At 60.9% G+C, this 17,613-nt stretch carries 12 protein-coding genes and 1 pseudogene; 2 read left to right on the plus strand and 11 right to left on the minus strand.

Annotated features, from left to right (window positions below):
- The first annotated feature begins 430 nt into the window (after positions 1-430).
- Entirely contained in the window at positions 431-1,513 is a 1,083-nt protein-coding gene (locus VC35_RS28455) for an RHS repeat-associated core domain-containing protein (protein WP_080925221.1), read from the plus strand.
- 108 nt (positions 1,514-1,621) lie between these two features.
- Here VC35_RS28455 and VC35_RS00305 read toward each other — a convergent pair.
- Positions 1,622-2,081 (minus strand): annotated as a pseudogene (locus tag VC35_RS00305) (NAD(P)H-dependent oxidoreductase); the annotation flags it as partial.
- Between the two features lie 172 nt (positions 2,082-2,253).
- On the opposite strand from VC35_RS00305, the gene VC35_RS28335 reads away from it, so the two are divergent.
- A complete protein-coding gene (locus tag VC35_RS28335; RefSeq protein WP_052960532.1) occupies positions 2,254-3,363 on the plus strand; it encodes an RHS repeat-associated core domain-containing protein in 1,110 nt (369 codons plus the stop codon).
- A gap of 122 nt (positions 3,364-3,485) precedes the next feature.
- Here VC35_RS28335 and VC35_RS00315 read toward each other — a convergent pair whose 3' ends face one another.
- From VC35_RS00315 to VC35_RS00360, 10 genes are all read right to left on the minus strand, one after another.
- Positions 3,486-4,196 (minus strand): NAD(P)H-dependent oxidoreductase, encoded by a 711-nt coding sequence (locus VC35_RS00315; protein ID WP_046037056.1) that lies wholly within the window; start codon positions 4,194-4,196, stop codon positions 3,486-3,488.
- 87 nt (positions 4,197-4,283) lie between these two features.
- Positions 4,284-5,699, minus strand: a complete 1,416-nt coding sequence (locus VC35_RS00320) for an aldehyde dehydrogenase family protein (protein ID WP_046037057.1) — start codon at positions 5,697-5,699, stop codon at positions 4,284-4,286.
- The gene (locus VC35_RS00325; RefSeq protein WP_046037058.1) at positions 5,692-6,882 is read right to left on the minus strand and encodes a pyridoxal phosphate-dependent aminotransferase; all 1,191 of its coding nucleotides are present in this window, start codon (positions 6,880-6,882) and stop codon (positions 5,692-5,694) included. Before VC35_RS00325 ends, VC35_RS00320 begins: the two co-directional genes overlap by 8 nt.
- A gap of 24 nt (positions 6,883-6,906) precedes the next feature.
- Positions 6,907-8,514: a 5-guanidino-2-oxopentanoate decarboxylase gene (locus VC35_RS00330; protein ID WP_046037424.1), complete on the minus strand. Its 1,608-nt coding sequence runs from the start codon at positions 8,512-8,514 to the stop codon at positions 6,907-6,909.
- 10 nt (positions 8,515-8,524) lie between these two features.
- Positions 8,525-10,624, minus strand: a complete 2,100-nt coding sequence (locus VC35_RS00335; RefSeq protein ID WP_046037059.1) for an acetate--CoA ligase family protein — start codon at positions 10,622-10,624, stop codon at positions 8,525-8,527.
- An 18-nt stretch (positions 10,625-10,642) separates the two neighbouring features.
- Positions 10,643-11,803, minus strand: a complete 1,161-nt coding sequence (locus VC35_RS00340) for an acyl-CoA dehydrogenase family protein (protein ID WP_046037060.1) — start codon at positions 11,801-11,803, stop codon at positions 10,643-10,645.
- A gap of 40 nt (positions 11,804-11,843) precedes the next feature.
- Positions 11,844-12,635, minus strand: a complete 792-nt coding sequence (locus VC35_RS00345) for an enoyl-CoA hydratase/isomerase family protein (RefSeq protein ID WP_046037062.1) — start codon at positions 12,633-12,635, stop codon at positions 11,844-11,846.
- 331 nt (positions 12,636-12,966) lie between these two features.
- Entirely contained in the window at positions 12,967-14,379 is a 1,413-nt protein-coding gene (locus VC35_RS00350) for an amino acid permease (protein ID WP_046037064.1), read from the minus strand.
- A 208-nt stretch (positions 14,380-14,587) separates the two neighbouring features.
- Positions 14,588-16,843 carry a hybrid sensor histidine kinase/response regulator gene (locus VC35_RS00355; protein ID WP_046037065.1) on the minus strand — a complete coding sequence of 752 codons (2,256 nt, stop codon included), beginning with the start codon at positions 16,841-16,843 and terminating at the stop codon, positions 14,588-14,590.
- Positions 16,840-17,613, minus strand: coding sequence for a substrate-binding periplasmic protein (locus VC35_RS00360; protein WP_046037066.1), 774 nt, complete (start codon positions 17,611-17,613; stop codon positions 16,840-16,842). The genes VC35_RS00355 and VC35_RS00360 overlap by 4 nt, the downstream gene beginning before the upstream one ends.

Below are 17,613 nucleotides of genomic sequence, written 5' to 3' on the forward strand. Positions count from 1 at the left end.
CCGGCCAACGATAAAACCCACCCCCAAGACGCACAAGCCGGCGGATTCTGGCGTAGCTGTAGGCAATGACGCAAGCCGTTGTAGCTTGCGGGAAGTAACGCTGACAGCCGTTAAACAACCCTTGAACACACGTCAATTTGAACTGCAAATACAAAAACTGTGGGAGCGGGCTTGCCCGCGATGGCGGTGGCTCACTCAACATAGATGTTGAAGCTAATGCCCCAATCGCGGGCAAGCCCGCTCCCACAGGGATTTGTGTGGGTACTCGGGCATCTGCAACAACACCAATCATTGTAGGAACGAGCCTGCTCGCGATGGCGTCAGTGCAACCTACGCAATATCGGCCCCCTTCCTATCAGTTCTGCTAGTACCCGCCGAAAGCAACTCAGCCCAAACTCAGGCGTTCACCTCCCTGAGAGTTGGAGTCACCATGTCTTCCCCTCGACAAGTCCTGAATTGCCGTTATCGCTATGATCCCCTGGATCGCCTCACCAGCCACACCCTGTCCGATACCCCGGAACGTCATCGCTTCTACTGTAAAAGCCGCCTGGCCACCGAGGTACAGGGTGCGGTCGGACACTCAATCGTCCAGCACGATGACCTGTTGCTGGCGCAACATCAGCGCCAGAACGGAGTGCTCGACTCCACTCTGCTAGCCACAGACCTGCAACGCTCGGTGCTGAACACGCTCAAGAGCGACCGACAACCACAACCCATCGCCTATTCCCCTTACGGCCATCGGACCGCCGAAAGCGGTTTGACCAGTTTGCTGGGGTTCAACGGCGAACGGCCGGATCCGGTGACCGGGCACTATTTGTTGGGTAATGGGTATCGGGCGTTTAATCCGGTTTTGATGAGATTTAATAGTCCGGATAGCTTGAGTCCACTTGGGAAGGGCGGGTTGAATGCATATGCGTACTGCAAGGGAGATCCAATTAATTTTCAAGATTCGAGCGGGCACCTTTTTGCTAAAGTCTTTGCCAGTGCTGGCAATCTCATTGAAAGTTTATCAAGGCGTGCCCCAGCATCAAAATTAGCCCCTAAGCTATCATCAGATATGCCACGCACTATTTCAAATGAACTAAAAAATGCGGTGCGCTATAAAAACGGATCTGAGCGTGTAATTGGCACCCATCCAAAATCGGCCACAAAAATCGTTCAGTTACATATGAGTGCCTCAGGAGACTGGATCGAGACCACAACGCTAACCCCGAGTCAAAATAATCTGAGCCTTGTATACAGTAGCGGGGCTGGCACCCGAGGCGGCAGAGTTTGGCCCATGCTTGAAGACAGAGATGCTCCTCGTTTCTACGTAACTTACAACAACACCCGAACTTCCCTGCCAGCCGATAACTATCATACCGCCTCGTATGGATACCTTACAGCTGATGACTTTAACAGCAACACACTTAGTTTTGAGCCATTAGTTAGGCAGCCATATGGCAGAGAGAGCTACCCTGGCTTTGAAACATCAGCGCCAAGTTGGACGTCCGGAGAAATCAGAACAAAATGAGTCGATGGGACGTCATAGATGAACTCCCCACGCTTGAGCGGGGAACTCATTTATGACAAGGGATCAGTCAATGTAGGTGCTGATGTCTAGTTTTTGCTCCCTCAAGGATTAAGCATCCTTAGCAGCCGTTTGGTGGAGCGGATATAACCGCTCATCAAACTCCGCCAACTTCGGAAACACCAGCGGCTGATCATCACTCAGATACTGCAGCCGCTGCCCGTAATCAACCAGAAACTGCTCTGATGTACGGCACATGCCACGCCACAAACGGCTCCAGCACATCAAAACCAACATAAGCCAGCGTGCCACGCAAAATCGGCCGCAACATGTCCTCCAGCGGGCCATAAATCGCGCCCTCGCCAAACATGTGCTCACGACCACCCAGGGTCACTGTCACCAGCGCTTTTTTGCCGGCCAACCCGCCCTGATCATAGAAGCGCTTGCCGCCATAGCAGATGCCGGACACCAGCACCCGGTCGATCCAGCCCTTGAGCATGGCCGGGGTGGAGAACCAGAAGATCGGGAAGTTGAGGATCAGCAGGTCGGCCCACAGCAACTTGTCCAGTTTGAACGGCACGAGCCACCTCCGGTAGCGAGCGGTGCGGCGAACCGAGTTGCCAGCGAAGTCGTCAGCACAAACAGCGCCCCCCGATCCCTCCCAACTATCAGTTCTGCTAGTACCCGCCGAAAGCCATTGATCCGATACTCAGGCGTCCATACCCCGGAAAGTCGGAGCCATCATGATCTCCCCTCAGTACATCCCGATTTGCCACTATCGTTACGATCCATTGGATCGCCTCACCAGCCAGACCCAGGCGGATACTCCGCCACGCCAGCGTTTTTACTGTAAAAGCCGCCTCGCTACGGAAATACAAGGGACGATCGGACACTCAATCGTCCAGCACGACAATCTACTGCTGGCGCAACTTCAGCGCCAGAACGAAGTGCTCGACTCCACCCTGCTCGTCACGGATCTGCAACGCTCGGTGCTGAACACGCTCAAGAGCGGCCGACAACCACAATCCATCGCCTATTCCCCTTACGGCCATCGCTCCGCTGAAAGCGGCCTGAGCAGTTTACTGGGGTTCAACGGTGAACGACCGGACCCGGTGACCGGGCATTATTTGTTGGGCAATGGGTATCGAGCGTTCAATCCGGTTTTGATGCGGTTTAACAGTCCGGATAGCTGGAGCCCGTTTGAAAAGGGTGGTTTAAATTCATATGCCTATTGTTTAGGGGATCCCGTTAACGCTTCAGACCCCAATGGGCATGTTTCCCTTTTTATAAATGAGCAACTTATCCGCTGGGGGCGGCGGGCAGCCGCGCGATTAGTAGCAAAAAACAATAACATTGTTATTTGGGATTATGGCTCAAGCCAATTCGTAGCCAAACTAAGACCTGGGACAACTCCAGAACAAGCAGTTACTGCGCGAGCCAAAATTCATGAAATGACCTACTTAGCGGATTACGCCCCTAAAAACACTAAATTTCACAACGATTTTGAAGAAGCAAAAAAACATGCAGAAGCAATCGAGCGGCTGACTGGGCGGCCTGTGAGTACTAACGAACGACTAAATTTTTTTAAAGGCATCGCCGGAAGTGAGCCAGATGCACCAATGCTAGATTATTCAACCCAGAAGCTATTCCAATTCGTGGCAGGGGAACCTGATCTCAACATACCGATATTTCAACGTCCAAGCACCCAGTTAGCTAGGGAGTATTCCAAAGAAATATACAACATAAAGAGTTCAAACACGCCTATATACAAGACTGAAGCCCGGCGGCTTGAAATGCTCCACTTTCAGGATGGTTTTTTCCGAGAGATTCAAGACGTTCGCTCCACGCAGTAATTCAGCAACAGCTGGACATCAGCCAATTAACTGTTGCGGCTGATGTCCTTATCGCGGTGTAGAAACGGGGGACATCTTTTACAAACGAAACCGGACAAGCCCCACAGGGGGTGTGGTGTCATTCAGGCATTCGTGGCCAGCGGATAGAGCTTCTCATCAAACTCCGCCAACTTCGGAAACACCAGCGGCTGATCATCACTCAGATGCTGCAGCCTCTGCCCATAATCAACCAGAAACTGCTGACGCGCCTCATCACTGATATACGGCACATGCCACGCCACAAACGGCTCCAGCACATCAAAACCAACATAAGCCAAGGTGCCACGCAAAATCGGCCGCAGCATGTCCTCCAATGGCCCATGAATCGCACCGTCGCCAAACATGTGTTCACGACCGCCGAGGGTCACGGTCACCAGCGCCTTCTTCCCGGCCAGACCACCCTGATCATAGAAGCGCTTGCCGCCATAGCAGATGCCGGACACCAGCACCCGGTCTATCCAGCCCTTGAGCATGGCCGGGGTGGAGAACCAGAAGATCGGGAAGTTGAGGATCAGCAGGTCGGCCCACAGCAGTTTGTCCAGTTCGGCCTGGATGTCCGGCGCCAGTGACTGGCTCTTCACGCCCAGGCGTTGTTCCAGGGCATAGACCAGGTACTCGGGGTCTTCCCTATTGGAGAAGTCCGCGTCGCTGGCCACCGGGTTCCAGTTCATTTTGTACAGGTCGCTGACCTGCACTTCATGGCCCTGGGCTTCGAGGGTGGCGACAGCCTGGTCACGCAGGGCGGCGGTGAAGGATTGCGGCTCCGGGTGAGCGTGGACGATCAGTACTTTCATGGTGGTTCCTTAGACTTGTTCCAGCGTATCGGTTGAAGGTGTGGAGTAGCAACATCGTGGGTGGTTTACAGTTTGAGTCGCCAACCGTCACACCTGGATCGCCTTCACTTCGACGAACTCGTTCAGTCCCTCCTCACCCCATTCACGACCGTTGCCCGATTGTTTGTAGCCACCGAACGGCGCGTGGTAATTGAACGCCGCGCCGTTGAGGAAACACTGGCCGGCGCGTAGTTGCCGTCCCAGGTGCAAGGCGCGCTCGGCATTGCCGGCCCAGACGCCGCTGGACAGGCCGAACGGCGAGTCGTTGGCGATCTGGATCGCTTGCGCCTCATCGGTGTAGGGAATCAGGCACAGCACCGGGCCGAAGATTTCTTCCTGGGCAATGCGCATGCGGTTGTCGACATCGGCGAACAGCGTCGGGCTGACATAGAACCCGCGCTCGAAAGTCGACGGCGTGTCGCCGCCGCATAGCAGTCGTGCGCCTTCCTGTTGACCGACCTTGATGTAGTCGAGCACGGTGCGTTTTTGCCCGGCCGAACACATCGGGCCGAGGAAGCTTTGCGGGTCGAGGGGATCACCCATGCGCAGGCTCAAGGTTTCCGCCAGCGCCAGTTCCACGGCTTCGGCGTAGCGGCTGGCCGGCAGCAGCATGCGGGTCAGCGCAGTGCAAGTCTGGCCGGAGTTGATCATCACGTCCTGCACGCCGTAGCGCACGGCAGCGGCCAGATCGGCATCTTCGGCGATCAGCAACGGTGACTTGCCGCCCAGTTCCAGGCACACGCGCTTGACCGAAGGCGCCGCCGCCTGCGCGACGCGAACGCCGGCGCCGGTGGAGCCGGTAAACGACACCATGTCCACGTACGGGTGTTTGGCCAGCGCTTCGCCGACTTTCGAACCCGGGCCGCTGACCAGGTTGAACACACCCGCCGGCAGGCCGATGTCCTCGATCATTTGCGCCAACAGGAAGGCATGCAGCGGGGTTTCCTGACTCGGTTTGACCACCACCGTGCAACCGGCGGCCAGTGCTGGAGCGAGTTTGCCGATCAGCTGGTGCAGCGGGTAATTCCACGGGTTGATGAACGCGCAGACACCCACGGCCTCGCGGATCACCAGCGAGTTGCCGACTTCGCGCACCTCGTCCATGAGATGAGCCAGTTCGACGTACTGCTCAAGGCCAGTGATCGGCCCATCGACCTGCACCGAGCGGCACCATTGCACCGGCATGCCCAGTTCCGTGGTGATGACCGCGGCCATTTCATCGGCACGATTGCGCAGTTGATCGGCCAGTGCGCGGATGTAGCCGGCACGCACGCTGGACGGTGTGCGCGACCATGAAGCGAAGGCCCTGCGTGCAGCCGCCACGGCGTTTTCGACATCGAGTTCATCACCCAGCGGAACGCTGCCGCAGACTTCTTCGGTGGCCGGGTTGATCACCTCGGCGATGCCCTGCCCCGACGGAGTTTGCCAGCGACCATCAATAAACAGTGTCTTGTGATTAAGCATGAACCTGGGCCTCCATCAATTCTTGAGCACAACGAGCAATGCGCTGGCAGGCATCGCGCAGCGGTTCGGCGCCGACCACCAGACCGACGCGAATATGCCCCGCCGCGCTCGGACCAAAGGCCTCGCCCGCCAGGACCGACACGCCGTGGCGATCCAGCAACCGGTCGGCAAACGCCTGGGCGCTGAGCCCGGTCCGGCGGATATCGAGCATCACGAACATCCCGCCATCAGGTTTCAACGCCCGCACGCCGGGGCAATCGGCCAGGCTGTCGCACACCAGATCGCGACGCTGGCGATAGGCTTCGCGCATGGCTTCGAGTTCCGGCAGGTTGCTTTCCAGGGCGACCACGGCAGCGTCCTGAATGAAATCCGGCGAGCCGTAGAGCATGCACAACGCGAGGTTTTCCAGGTGCGCGGCCAAGGATGGCGGCGCCACCACCCAGCCGACGCGCCAGCCGGTCATGGCGTGGGATTTCGACAGGCTGTTGAGGGTCGCGGTGCGCTCGGCCATGCCCGGCAGGCTCGCCGGGCTGACGTGTTCGCCTTCGAACAGCAATTCGCTGTAGACCTCATCGGAAATCAGCCAAAGGTCGTGGGCGATGCACAGTTCAGCCAAGGCAGTCCAGGTGCTGCGCGGCAGACTCGCGCCCGACGGGTTGTGAGGGCTGTTCAGTGCCAGCGCCCGGGTGCGCGGGGTGATGCGCGCGGCAACGTCTTCGGGCAGCACACGGAAGCCGTTTTCCGAGCGCACAGGCACCGGCACCACCACGGCACCACAAGCACCGAACACCGCTTCATAGGTGACGTACATCGGTTCGGCGACGATCACTTCGTCACCCGGATTGAGCACGCATTGGGCCACGCTGAACAGCGCACATTGCGCCCCGGCCAGCACGGTGACTTGATCCGCCGAAACGGATTGGCCGCTGCGCTGTTGATGACGCTTGGCGATGGCTTCACGCAGGGCACGCTTGCCGCGCACCTCGGCATAGTGAGTGTTGCCGCTCAGCAGGCTGTCGATGGCGCCCTGCACGATAGGCTGTGGCGTGTCGAAATCCGGATCGCCCACGGACAACAGCAGAATGTCTTCACCCTGCTCGCGCAGTGCCAGGGCGCGGTAGTGAATGTCCCACGCTGCGGCGCCGTCACCAGCGATTCGTTGAGTCAGATCGGAAAAGCGCATGGTTTCATCCCCTTGAAATACAGATCAATGCGCACAGGCATGTTTGAGTTCGATCAGGGTCACGCCGTTACGCTTGAAGCCTTGGCACAAGTCGGTCTGCAACTCGGCCAGGCTTTGCGGCTGAGTCACGGTGCAGCCAAAGGCACGAGCGAGGGCGGCGAAATCCGGGTTGCGCGGCAGCACGCCGATGGGTTCGATATCCAGGCCGATCATGTCGTCGCGAATCTGCCCCAGGGCGTCGTTGTTCCACAGCAGCACCACCAGCGGGCTGTCCAGTTCCTCGACAGCCGTGGCCAGTTCCTGGGCGGTGTAGAGGAAACCACCATCGCCCACCAGCACCAGGCCCGGCCGCTGTGGCGCGCCGAACTTGGCGCCGATGCCAGCCGGCAGGCCATAACCCAAAGTGCCGTAGCCGGTGGGATGCAGCCAGCTGCGGATGGCCAGGCTGTCGAAGGCGTAGTTGCCGGTGTAGGCCAGTTGGGTCATGTCGGTGCTGATGAAGGCGTTGTCCGGAAGCTCCGCAGCGATACGGTCGAGAATCGATTGATGGATCGACTGCAACGGGCCATGGCTGGCCTTGACCGCTTCACGCAGGGCGGCGACCGAGGCAATCGCAGCGCCGGCGTCGCGCACATCAGACGGCAGACGCTCAAGCAAACCACTGAGGGTTTGTTGTGCATCGCCATGCAACGCCACGGCGCATGGGTAGAAGTCGTTGAACTTGCGCGGGTCGATGTCGACGCGCAGCAGTTCGCCATTGAGCGGCAGGCGTTCGCGCCAGAAGTCGGTATCGGCCATTTCGGTGCCGACCGCCAGTACCACGTCGGCCTCGGCGATCAGCTTCCAGCCCGGCTCCACACACAGGGATGAGCCAGCGTTGAGCGGCGCATCCGGCGGCAGCAAGCCCTTGCCGGCGACGCTGGTGAACAGCGGCGCAGCGAGCCGGGTGCTGATCTCCTGCAGCTGCGAAACGGCATTGAGCGCACCACCACCGGTGATGATCATCGGTCGCTTGGCAGCCTTGAGCCTGGCCACGGCTTGATCGATGACGATGGCGGATGCCGGGCCACGACCCGGACGACGCACCACCTCATTGCTCCAGTCACGGGCAATCGGTGCCGATAGCACGTCCAGCGGCACCGAGATGTGCACCGGACGCGGGCGCTCGCTGTCGAACACCGCGTAGGCGCGGGCGATCAGTTCCGGCAGGTCTTCAGCAGTCAACGCCACGGCGGAGAACGCCGTGATCGGCGCGGTCATCGCCCGCTGGTCCTGGCACTCGTGCAGGCTGCCCCAGCCCTTGCCCAGGCTGGCGCTGTGGTTGACGCTGGAAATCACCAGCATCGGAATCGAGTCGGCGTAGGCCTGGCCGATGCCGGTGGCTGCGTTGGTCACGCCGGGGCCGGTGATGACGAAGCACACACCAGGTTTGCCGCTGACCCGGGCATAGCCGTCGGCCATGAAACTGGCGCCCTGCTCATGGCGGGTCAAGACGTGGCGGATGCCGCTGCCGGGCAAGCCGCGATACAGCTCCAGGGTATGTACGCCGGGGATGCCGAACACAGTATCGACGCCGTAGTTGGCCAACAGGCGCACCAGGGCCTGGCCACCGGTCAATGTTTTGCTTTGCATTTTCATGTCCTCACTCCTGACCGAGGCGAATCAACGCATCGACCGCCGTCGTGCCATGGGCACCAACCAACAATGGGTTCACATCGAGTTCCAGCAGGTGTGCGGCGTTCTCGCAGGCGTAGTCGGCCACGGCGCGGATGGCGATCACCAAGGCGTCCAGGTCCGCAGACTCGCGACCACGGAAACCTTGCAGCAACGGCGCGCTGCGCAGGCTGAGCAAGGCGTTGCGAATCGCGCCGTCAGTGGTCGGCAGCAACAGGCTGCGACTGTCCTTGAGCAACTCCACCAGAATGCCGCCGGCACCGATCACCAGGGCGAGGCCGAAATCGTTTTCGCGCTTGATGCCGACAATCAGCTCAGCCAGTGGCGGTTTGGCCATGGGTTCGAGCAGCAGTTGATCGAAGGGTACGCCCGGGGCGTAAGCGGCGATGCTGCTGCGCATCTTCTCCAACGCAGCGCTCAATGCCGCGCCGTCCTTGAGGTTCAGCGCCACGGCGCCAGCCTCGGTCTTGTGTGGCAGTTGAGCGCTGACCGCTTTGAGTACCAGCGGATAGCCCAACGCTTCGGCGTCCTTCAGGGCCTTGTCCGGGGTGCTCAATACGCCGTTGGGCGTCGGCAAGCCAAAGGCTTTTAACGCCTGTTTGGAATCCCACTCATTGAGCAAACGCCCCTCGCCTTCCAGCGCATGCGGGCACAACGGCACCAGCGCCGATTCGCCCAGCGCCAACAAGGCCTGGCGGTTGCGCTGATAACCGGCGATGCGCCCCCACGCGGCCAACCCGTCTTCAACGCCCTGCAAGGCCGCGACGCCTTGGGCGTGCAGACGCTCACGGGCATGGGCCGGCAGCAACTCGGGGAAGGCCGAGGTGACAAAACCGGTCTTGCCGTGGCGTTGCAGTGCCGCGCAGTACAACTCCAGCAGCAGGTCGCATTCCTTGCGCTCGCCGGTGAACTCCGACGGGTAGTCGAGCACCAGCATCGCCGCGTCGGCTTCGGTGCGCAGCGCGCTGTCGAGCATGCGGTTCAAGGCTTCGCCGTCGCCCCAGATCGCCGTGGTGAAATCCAGCGGGTTGACCAGGTTGGCGTAGGTCGGCAGCACTTGCGCGAGTTCGCCGACCTGCCCTTGATCGAGTTTCGGCAGGCCCAGGTCGTTGCGTTCGGCGTAGTCGGCAATCAGCCCGGCATCGCCACCGGAACAGGCCAGCGCGATCAGGCTGTTGCCCGCCGGCAGGTTGCCGCAGGCGGCGGCCTTGAGGGTTTCGACAAAACTCACCGGGCCGCTGACGCGAATCACCCCGAGACGGTCGAACAATGCGTCATACAGCGCATCGGAGCCGGACAGCGAACTGGTGTGACTCAAGGCCAGTTCGGCACCGATCTGCGACACACCGGTTTTCAGGGCGATGATCGGGATGCCCTTCTCCAGCGCCTTGTGCGCGGCGCGGGCAAAACCCGGCACGTTCTTCAGGCCTTCCAGGTGCAGGCCGATGGCTGTGACGCGCGGCTCGTCGAGCAACACGTCCATCAGTTCAGCCACGCCCAGTTGCGCCTGATTGCCCACCGACGCCATGTAGGCCACCGGCAGCGAGCGGTCGCTCATGGACAGGTTGTAGGCGAAGTTGCCGCTCTGGGTCAGCACCGCCACGCCCTTCTCCACCGCTTTGCCGCCATGGGCCACCGGCCACAGCGCGGAACTGTGCAGGTAGTCGAGCAGGCCGTAGCAGTTGGGGCCGAGCAAGGCCATGTCGCCAGCGGCCTTGAGCAGTTGCTGTTGCAGGGCCTGGCCTTCGGCGCCGGTCTCGGCGAAGCCGGAGGCGTAGCAGATGGCCCCGCCCGCGCCGATGGCGGCCAGTTCGGCGACGCAGGTCAGCGTCAGTTCGCGGTTGGTGGCGATGAATACCGCGTCCGGGCCGCAAGGCAGCTCGGCAACGCTGCGCACGCACGGCACGCCCTCAAGGCTGTCGTGCTGCGGATTGACCAGCCACATTTGCCCTTGGTAGCCGCCTTCGGCACAGCGCTTGAGGGCGCGGGCCATGCTGCGGCCGCCGACGAACGCCACATGTTGCGGCGCGAGCATGCGTTTGAGGTTGTCACGAATGGTTTGGGACATGGGAATTCTCCGGGCCGATCAGCGCAGCAGCGGCCGCAGCAGCTCGCGGGAAATGATGTGGCGCTGGATTTCCGAAGTACCTTCCCAGATCCGTTCGATCCGCGCGTTGCGCCAGATGCGCTCCACCGGACCTTCGTCCATCAGGCCCATGCCGCCGAAGATCTGTACCGCCTCATCGGCAGTACGCCCGAGCACTTCACTGGCGAACAGCTTGGCCATGCCGGCCTCGCCATCGGTCATGGTGCCCTGGTCCATTTTCCAGGCGGTGTGCAGGGTCAGCAGTTCAGCTGCACGAATCTGTGTGGCCATGTCGGCCAATTTGAACGACACGCCCTGGTAGGTGCCGATCGGCTGGCCGAACTGCTTGCGATCCGCCGCCCATTGCAGCGACACGTCCAGTGCGCGCTGGGCCTGACCGACGCAGTTGGCCGCGACCATCACCCGGCCGGCGGTCAGCCAGGCGTTGGCCACCTCCCAACCCTTGCCGACTTCGCCCAGCACTTTGCTGGCCGGCACACGGCAGTCGTCGAAGAACATTTCAAAGGTGTGGTAACCACGGTTGCTCACGCACTTCGGTCCACGGCGAATGGTCATGCCCGGGGTGTTGCGGTCGACCAGGAACGAGGTCACGGCGTTACGCTTTTTGCCGTTGTGTTCATAGGTGTCGGTCACGGCGAAGACAATGGCGAAATCGGCATGGCCAGCGTGGCTGATGAAATGCTTGCTGCCGTTGAGAATGAAGTCGTCGCCTTCACGCACGGCGCGGGTCTTGATCGCATTGGCGTCGGAGCCGGCACCCGGCTCGGTCAGGGCGAAGCAATCGATTTTTTCGCCCTGGATGCTCGGCAACAGGTAGTCGTTGATCTGGTCGCCGGTGCAGGCCATGAGGATCTTCGACGGCCGCGCGACGAACACGTGCAGCGCCCAGGACACCTTGGACAGCTCACGTTCGATCAGCGCCTGGGACAGGTAGTCCAGGCCGCCACCGCCCACTTCTTCGGGCATGTTGAAGGCGTAGAAGCCGGCGGCAATCGCCTTGCCGCGAATCTGCGCCGCCAGTTCCGGGGAGACCTCGTCGGCGCGGTCGACTTGCTCTTCATAGGGCAGCAGTTCCTTCTCGACGAAGCTGCGTACCGAGTCCACCAACATTTCTTGTTCTTGGGTCAGTTGGAAATTCATGCTGCTACCTGTTGTTCGTGTTCTGGGAGATGGAGAGGAATCAACGACCGATGTAGCGTGCCGGGCGTTTTTCCATGGCGGCGCGCAGGGCTTCGGTGCCGTCTTCGCTGCGACCGCAGAGCAGGCCGGCGGCGAGTTCGGCTTGCAGTTGTTCGGCCAAGCTGCGCTCGGCGCCTTCGCGCATGAGTTTTTTGGTCTGGGCGAAGGCGAAGGTCGGGCCCGCGGCCAGGCGTGCGGCCAATTCGCTGGTGACCGTCAGCAGTTGATCGTCGGCGCAGACATCGCCAACCAGACCGGCGTCGAGGGCACGGTCAGCGCCCCACAATTCATCGAGGAACAGCAGGCGCTTGGCCTGTTCGCTGCCGATCAGACGCGGCAGGTGCCAACTGGCGCCGGCATCCGGCGAGTACGCCATGCTGGTGTAGCCGGCCTTGAAGCGTGCCGATTGCCCGGCGATGCGCAGGTCGCAGCACAGGGTCAGGTCCATCCCGGCGCCGACGGCGGTGCCGTTGATGGCGGCGATGGTGGGTTTTTCCAGGCTGTGCAGACGGGTCATCAAGGCGTGGGCGGTTTCGGTCCAGCCGTAGGTTTCCAGCGCGCCACGGGCTTCGGCGTCGGCCCATTCATCGAGGTCAGCGCCGGCGCAGAAGCTGCGGCCGCTGCCGGTAAGCACCACCACGCGCACCGCTGGATCGGCGTTGAAAGCGTCGAGCAAGCCGTGCAGGTTTTTCAGCGTCGGAATGTCCAGCGCATTGCGCTGGGCAGTGCGATTGAGGGTGATCCAGGCAACGCCTGCTTCGACCTGGCTGAGCAGCGACGATTGAGTGGTCATGGGAATCCTCGAATTATTGTGATTGGTCTGAGGTGATGCGATTTGAGGCCATACTAAACGAGTGTTCAGCAAGGCGGCAATCGGCTTGGAAATTGGCTGTAACAAGCCAAAAAACTTCGCAACAGATTGTTTTTATTGAATTATTTCAAGAATGGCGAGCAACGGCTGTTGGCGCTGTTACAACTTCGAACAACTGCCTACGCCCAGCACAAAACAACTGTAGGAGCGAGCCTGCTCGCGATGAGGGAATCACATTCAACATTTCTGTTGACTGATCCACCGCTATCGCGAGCAGGCTCGCTCCTACAGGGGAAACGGTTAGCTGGAGGTGTTATGCAGTCGGCAAGCTCGGCGCCAACACGCCCTGGCGCTTGCGATGAATCAGGAAGTACGCGCCATAGCACAGCGCAATGAATCCAAAACCCCAATACAGCGACGGACGCTGGGTTTCATCCAGGGCCAGGAATACGAACAGCGAGCAGCACAGCGCGATGCACATCAGCGGCAATACCGGAAACCACGGCGCGCGGTATTTCAGGTCGCTGAGTTTGCCGCCGTCACGCAAGTACGCCTTGCGGAACTTGTACTGAGCCAGCGCGATGACAATCCAGGTCACGGTGCCGGACATGCCGCTCACCGCCATCAGCACCATGAACAAGGTGTCGGCGGCGACGAAGCTGGTCATCAGCGACACCAGTGCGAAGCACAGGGTGATGCTCAAGGCGCGCAATGGCACGCCACGCTTGCTCAATGGCGACAGGCTTTTCGGCGCCATGCCGGTTTTCGACATCGCCCACAGGATGCGCGTCGAGGCATACAGGCCGGAGTTGCCCACCGACAGGATCGCGGTGAGGATCACGAAGTTCATCAGGTCGGCGGCGTAGGGAATGCCGACCATGTCGAACACCTGCACGAACGGGCTTTCCATCAGGCCGGCCTGCTGCCACGGCACGATGGCCGACAGCACGATGATCGCCAGCACGTAGAAAATCAGCACGCGGAACACCACGTTGCGTACGGCCCGGGGAATGCTTTTTTCCGGCTGATCGGTTTCACCGGCGGCCACGCCCATGATTTCGCAACCCTGGAATGCGTAGACCACGGTCATCATCACCGCGAACACGGCTGACAGGCCGTTGGGGAACAACGTATCGCCGATCAGGTTGGTCGCCATCGGTGCCGGTGCGCCACTGCTCAGGGGCATCACGCCGAAGATCACCAGCACGCCGACCACGATGAAACCGAGAATCGCCGCGACCTTGATCCCCGAGAACCAGTATTCGGCTTCACCAAAGGCGCGGGTTGCCATGGCATTGATAGCGAACAGCACCACCACGAACAGCGCCGACCAGTACCAGATCGGCACCGTCGGGAACCAGCGGGTCATCAGCATGCCGGCGGCGGTGAACTCCAAACCGACGGTGGTGGCCCAGCTCATCCAGTACACCCAGCCGATCATGAACCCGGTGGCCGGGCCAATGAATTTGGTGGCGTGGGTCTGGAACGAACCGGACACCGGCATCTGCACCGACAGTTCACCCAGGCAGACCATCACCAGGTACATCAGGAAACCGGCGAACAGGTAAGCCAGGATCGCCCCCACCGGGCCACCTTGATTGATGGTCACGCCGGAGCCCATGAACAGCCCGGTGCCGATGACGCCGCCCAGGGACAGCATGAAAATGTGCCGGCTCTTCAGGGCGCGGGTCAGCTGTATGCCTTTACGATCAGTATTTTCGTTCATGTCGACACCTCAGCAGTCAGTGAGGTGTGCAGCGCGCGACAGGACGTCACGGCGCAGGGAGGGATCAGCTTTACGGCAATTCATTATTATTATCTCCAATAAGCTTCGAAGACCGCGCTGCGGCGGTTGCGTCGATTATTGGAAAGCCATGTAAGTTCGCGTTGACCGTAAAGATCGAAGTTGTACAAAGTCGTAACAAACTTGTACGTCAGCTCTGCAACAGGCCTTCGAGGGTATCGAGCGAGTGCTGCAATTGCTCATCCAGCACCGGCCCCATGCGCTGGATCGCCGATTCATCGTTTGCCAGCGCCAAGGTCTCCAGCGCCCTCAACGTGCTGGCCAAGGCCCGAAAACCCAGGGAATCACAGCTACCGGCCAGGCGGTGAGCCAGTTGCGCGACCTCTGTGCAGTCGTCGGCGGCCATGGCTTCATGCAGCGCGTCGCGGTGTTGAAGGATCGAGTCACGCAGCACCGCCAGCAGGCCCTGGACCTTTTGCACGCCGAGCAGGCTGCGATGGGTCTGCAACAGCGGCCAGTCCATTGCCTCATCGCTCGGCAGCGACTCGGCCACAGGTGCATGCCCTTCCAGCACCTGGCGCAGGTTTTCCAGCTTCAAGGGCTTGGCCAGGACACCGTCCATCCCGGCCTCCAGATAACCGCGCAACAGTGCCGGTTGCACGCTGGCGGTCAGGGCGAAAATGCGCGTATGGCGGTTCGGCCCGTCGCTGTGGCGGATCTGCCGGCACAGCTCGACACCGCTGATGCCCGGCAGATGCACGTCCAGCAGCATCAGGTCGAACACCTGCGCCGCGCATTGTTGCAGCGCCTGATCCGCTTCTTCGGCCAGCCACACCCGGTGGCCGTCCCGTTGCAGCAATCCTTTGGCCACTTCGCGATTGAGTTCCACGTCTTCGACCACCAGGATGTTCAGTGCCGGCCCCGCCGCGCGAACCGGCGCGACTTCAACCACAGCACTGGCCGGCTGCAAGGACAGCTCGAACCAGAAGCAACTTCCGCGCCCCTCTTCACTGTCCACGCCGATGCAACCGCCCATCTGCTCCACCAGATGTTTGCAGATCGCCAACCCCAACCCCGTACCGCCAAAACGTTGCGCGACTTCTTCGCTGGCCTGGGTGAACCGCTCGAAAATCTTCGCCTGCATCAAAGGGGCAATGCCGATGCCGTCGTCCGTGACACTGACCCGCAGGCGCTGCCCGGTCTGTTCTCCGGTTTCGCTGAGCAGCGCCACCTCGACGCTGACTTCGCCGCCTTCGGTGAACTTGATCGCGTTGGCCAGCAGGTTGCTCAGCACCTGACGCAGGAACTGCTCGGCGCCGTGGTGATGCTCGGCAATCCGCTGATCGATGCGGCAACTGAGGATCGTGTCGTTGTTCAGCGCTCTCGGTTCCAACAGTGTCAGCACCTCATCGAGCAACTGGCGCAGCGAGAAATCCACCGGTTCGGGATGACTGACGCCCTCCTCCAGCTTGGCGAAATACAGCACTTCGTTGAGGATCGTCAGCAAGCCTTCGCCAGCCTTGTGCAAAGCATCCAGGCGTTTACCGTCCTGGGCATCCAGACGCGCGCCGCGCAGCAATTCGGCCATGCCGAGGATGCCATTGAGGGGCGTGCGCAGTTCGTGGCTCATGGTCGCCAGGAAGCGCGACTTGGCAAGGTTGGCCGCTTCCGCCTCGTCTTTGGCGCGCATCAGGCTGGCGGTGCGGCGCTCAACCATTTTCAGCAGCTCGTCACGGTTGTCCTGCAAGGCCAGGCGATCGGTTTCCCGGCGCTCGATGTCCCGCAGGATCGCCCGGCGCATGTCGTCCAGCGCATGGGCCACGGTGTCGATTTCGTCGCTGCCACGACGCTTGTCCAGGTGCAGGGGCTCGTGCCATTCACCGGCGGCGATGCGCCGGGCAAACTCGGCCATGACCTTCAAATGCCGGGTTACCAGTCGATAAAACAAGCCCGACAAGGCAACGGCCAGACCGCAGAGGAACACCGCCATCCACAACAGGCTGGTCAAACCGGTGGCGTAGAGACGCTGGTACACCGCCCCCAGATCCGTACTGACCTCCAGCTCGCCAAGGTTGCGCAACGGGCCGGAGGGCGGCTGATAGTCCAGGGCAAAGCGCTCGATGCGCAGCGGTCCCGTGGGGTGCGGATTACCCTGTACCAGGTCGAAATCGGCGCTGGTCAAGTGCACGCGCGCGACGTCGGAGAAGTCCACCAGCCCGCGCAACTGCACGTTCAGCTGTTCCTGGTTCAAGTCCCAGAGGCTGCGTTCCAGGCTGGCCAGGTAACCAGCGCGGATCAGCTCCATGCGCGACTCGATGTCGCGCATTTCCCGTCGATACTCGATGTACAGTTGCACGCTGCTGGCCAGCACGGTGAAGCACAGGCTGAACAACAGGATGAACAGCAACAGGCGCCGCAACAGTCCACCGGGACGGGCGCGAATCATTGCGCATCCGCCGGCAGGTTGATCATGTCGCGGTAGGTCACTTCGCTTTCGTTGAGCCAGCGCTCGATGTCACCGGTATCGACCATGCGCTGCAACTGCGCATTGATCTCGGGCATGCGAGCGGCCAACGGCGAGCGCCGTGACACGGCAACCCGCAGATAATCCACGCTCAAGGCTTTGGGCAAGGCAACGATGTCCTGGCCGCCGGGCAGGTTTTCCACGTACAGCTGGCCGGTGCGTCGCTCCTGGGTGATGAAATCGATGCGCCCGCGAATCAGCTTGCCGAAGTTCTGGTGGCTGTCGGAAACCCATTCGATATTGTTATTGCGCGCGACCATGCGATCGAACTCCACGCCGTAGCTCTCGCCGAACAACAGGCCGCCACGGTAACGGGCCAAGTCGTCCAGCTGTTCGAATTTCACCGGATGTTGGCGGTTGATGAACAACGCCACCTCTTCACGCAAGACCGGCACCGTCGAGAACAGCATGCTTTGCTCCCGCTGCGCAGTGCTGTAGGCCAGCACCACATCGACCCGGCCTTCGGCGGCGTCCAGCAGGCAGCGTTTCCAGTTGCCCAGCACCACCATCTCGACCTCGTAACCCAACTGGCCAAACAGGTTTTTCACCACGTTCGGCGCCAGGCCGCGCACCTGCTTGCCATCGCTCCAGGACACTGGCGGGTACACCGGGTAATCGCAATAGCGAACCTTGTCCGCCGCGACGGCATGGCCGGCCACCAGCAGCGCCAGCAGGCAAAGCCATCGCGCCAT

Origin of the sequence: Pseudomonas fluorescens, assembly GCF_000967965.1 — a bacterium.
GTDB classification, from domain to species: domain Bacteria; phylum Pseudomonadota; class Gammaproteobacteria; order Pseudomonadales; family Pseudomonadaceae; genus Aquipseudomonas; species Aquipseudomonas grandcourensis.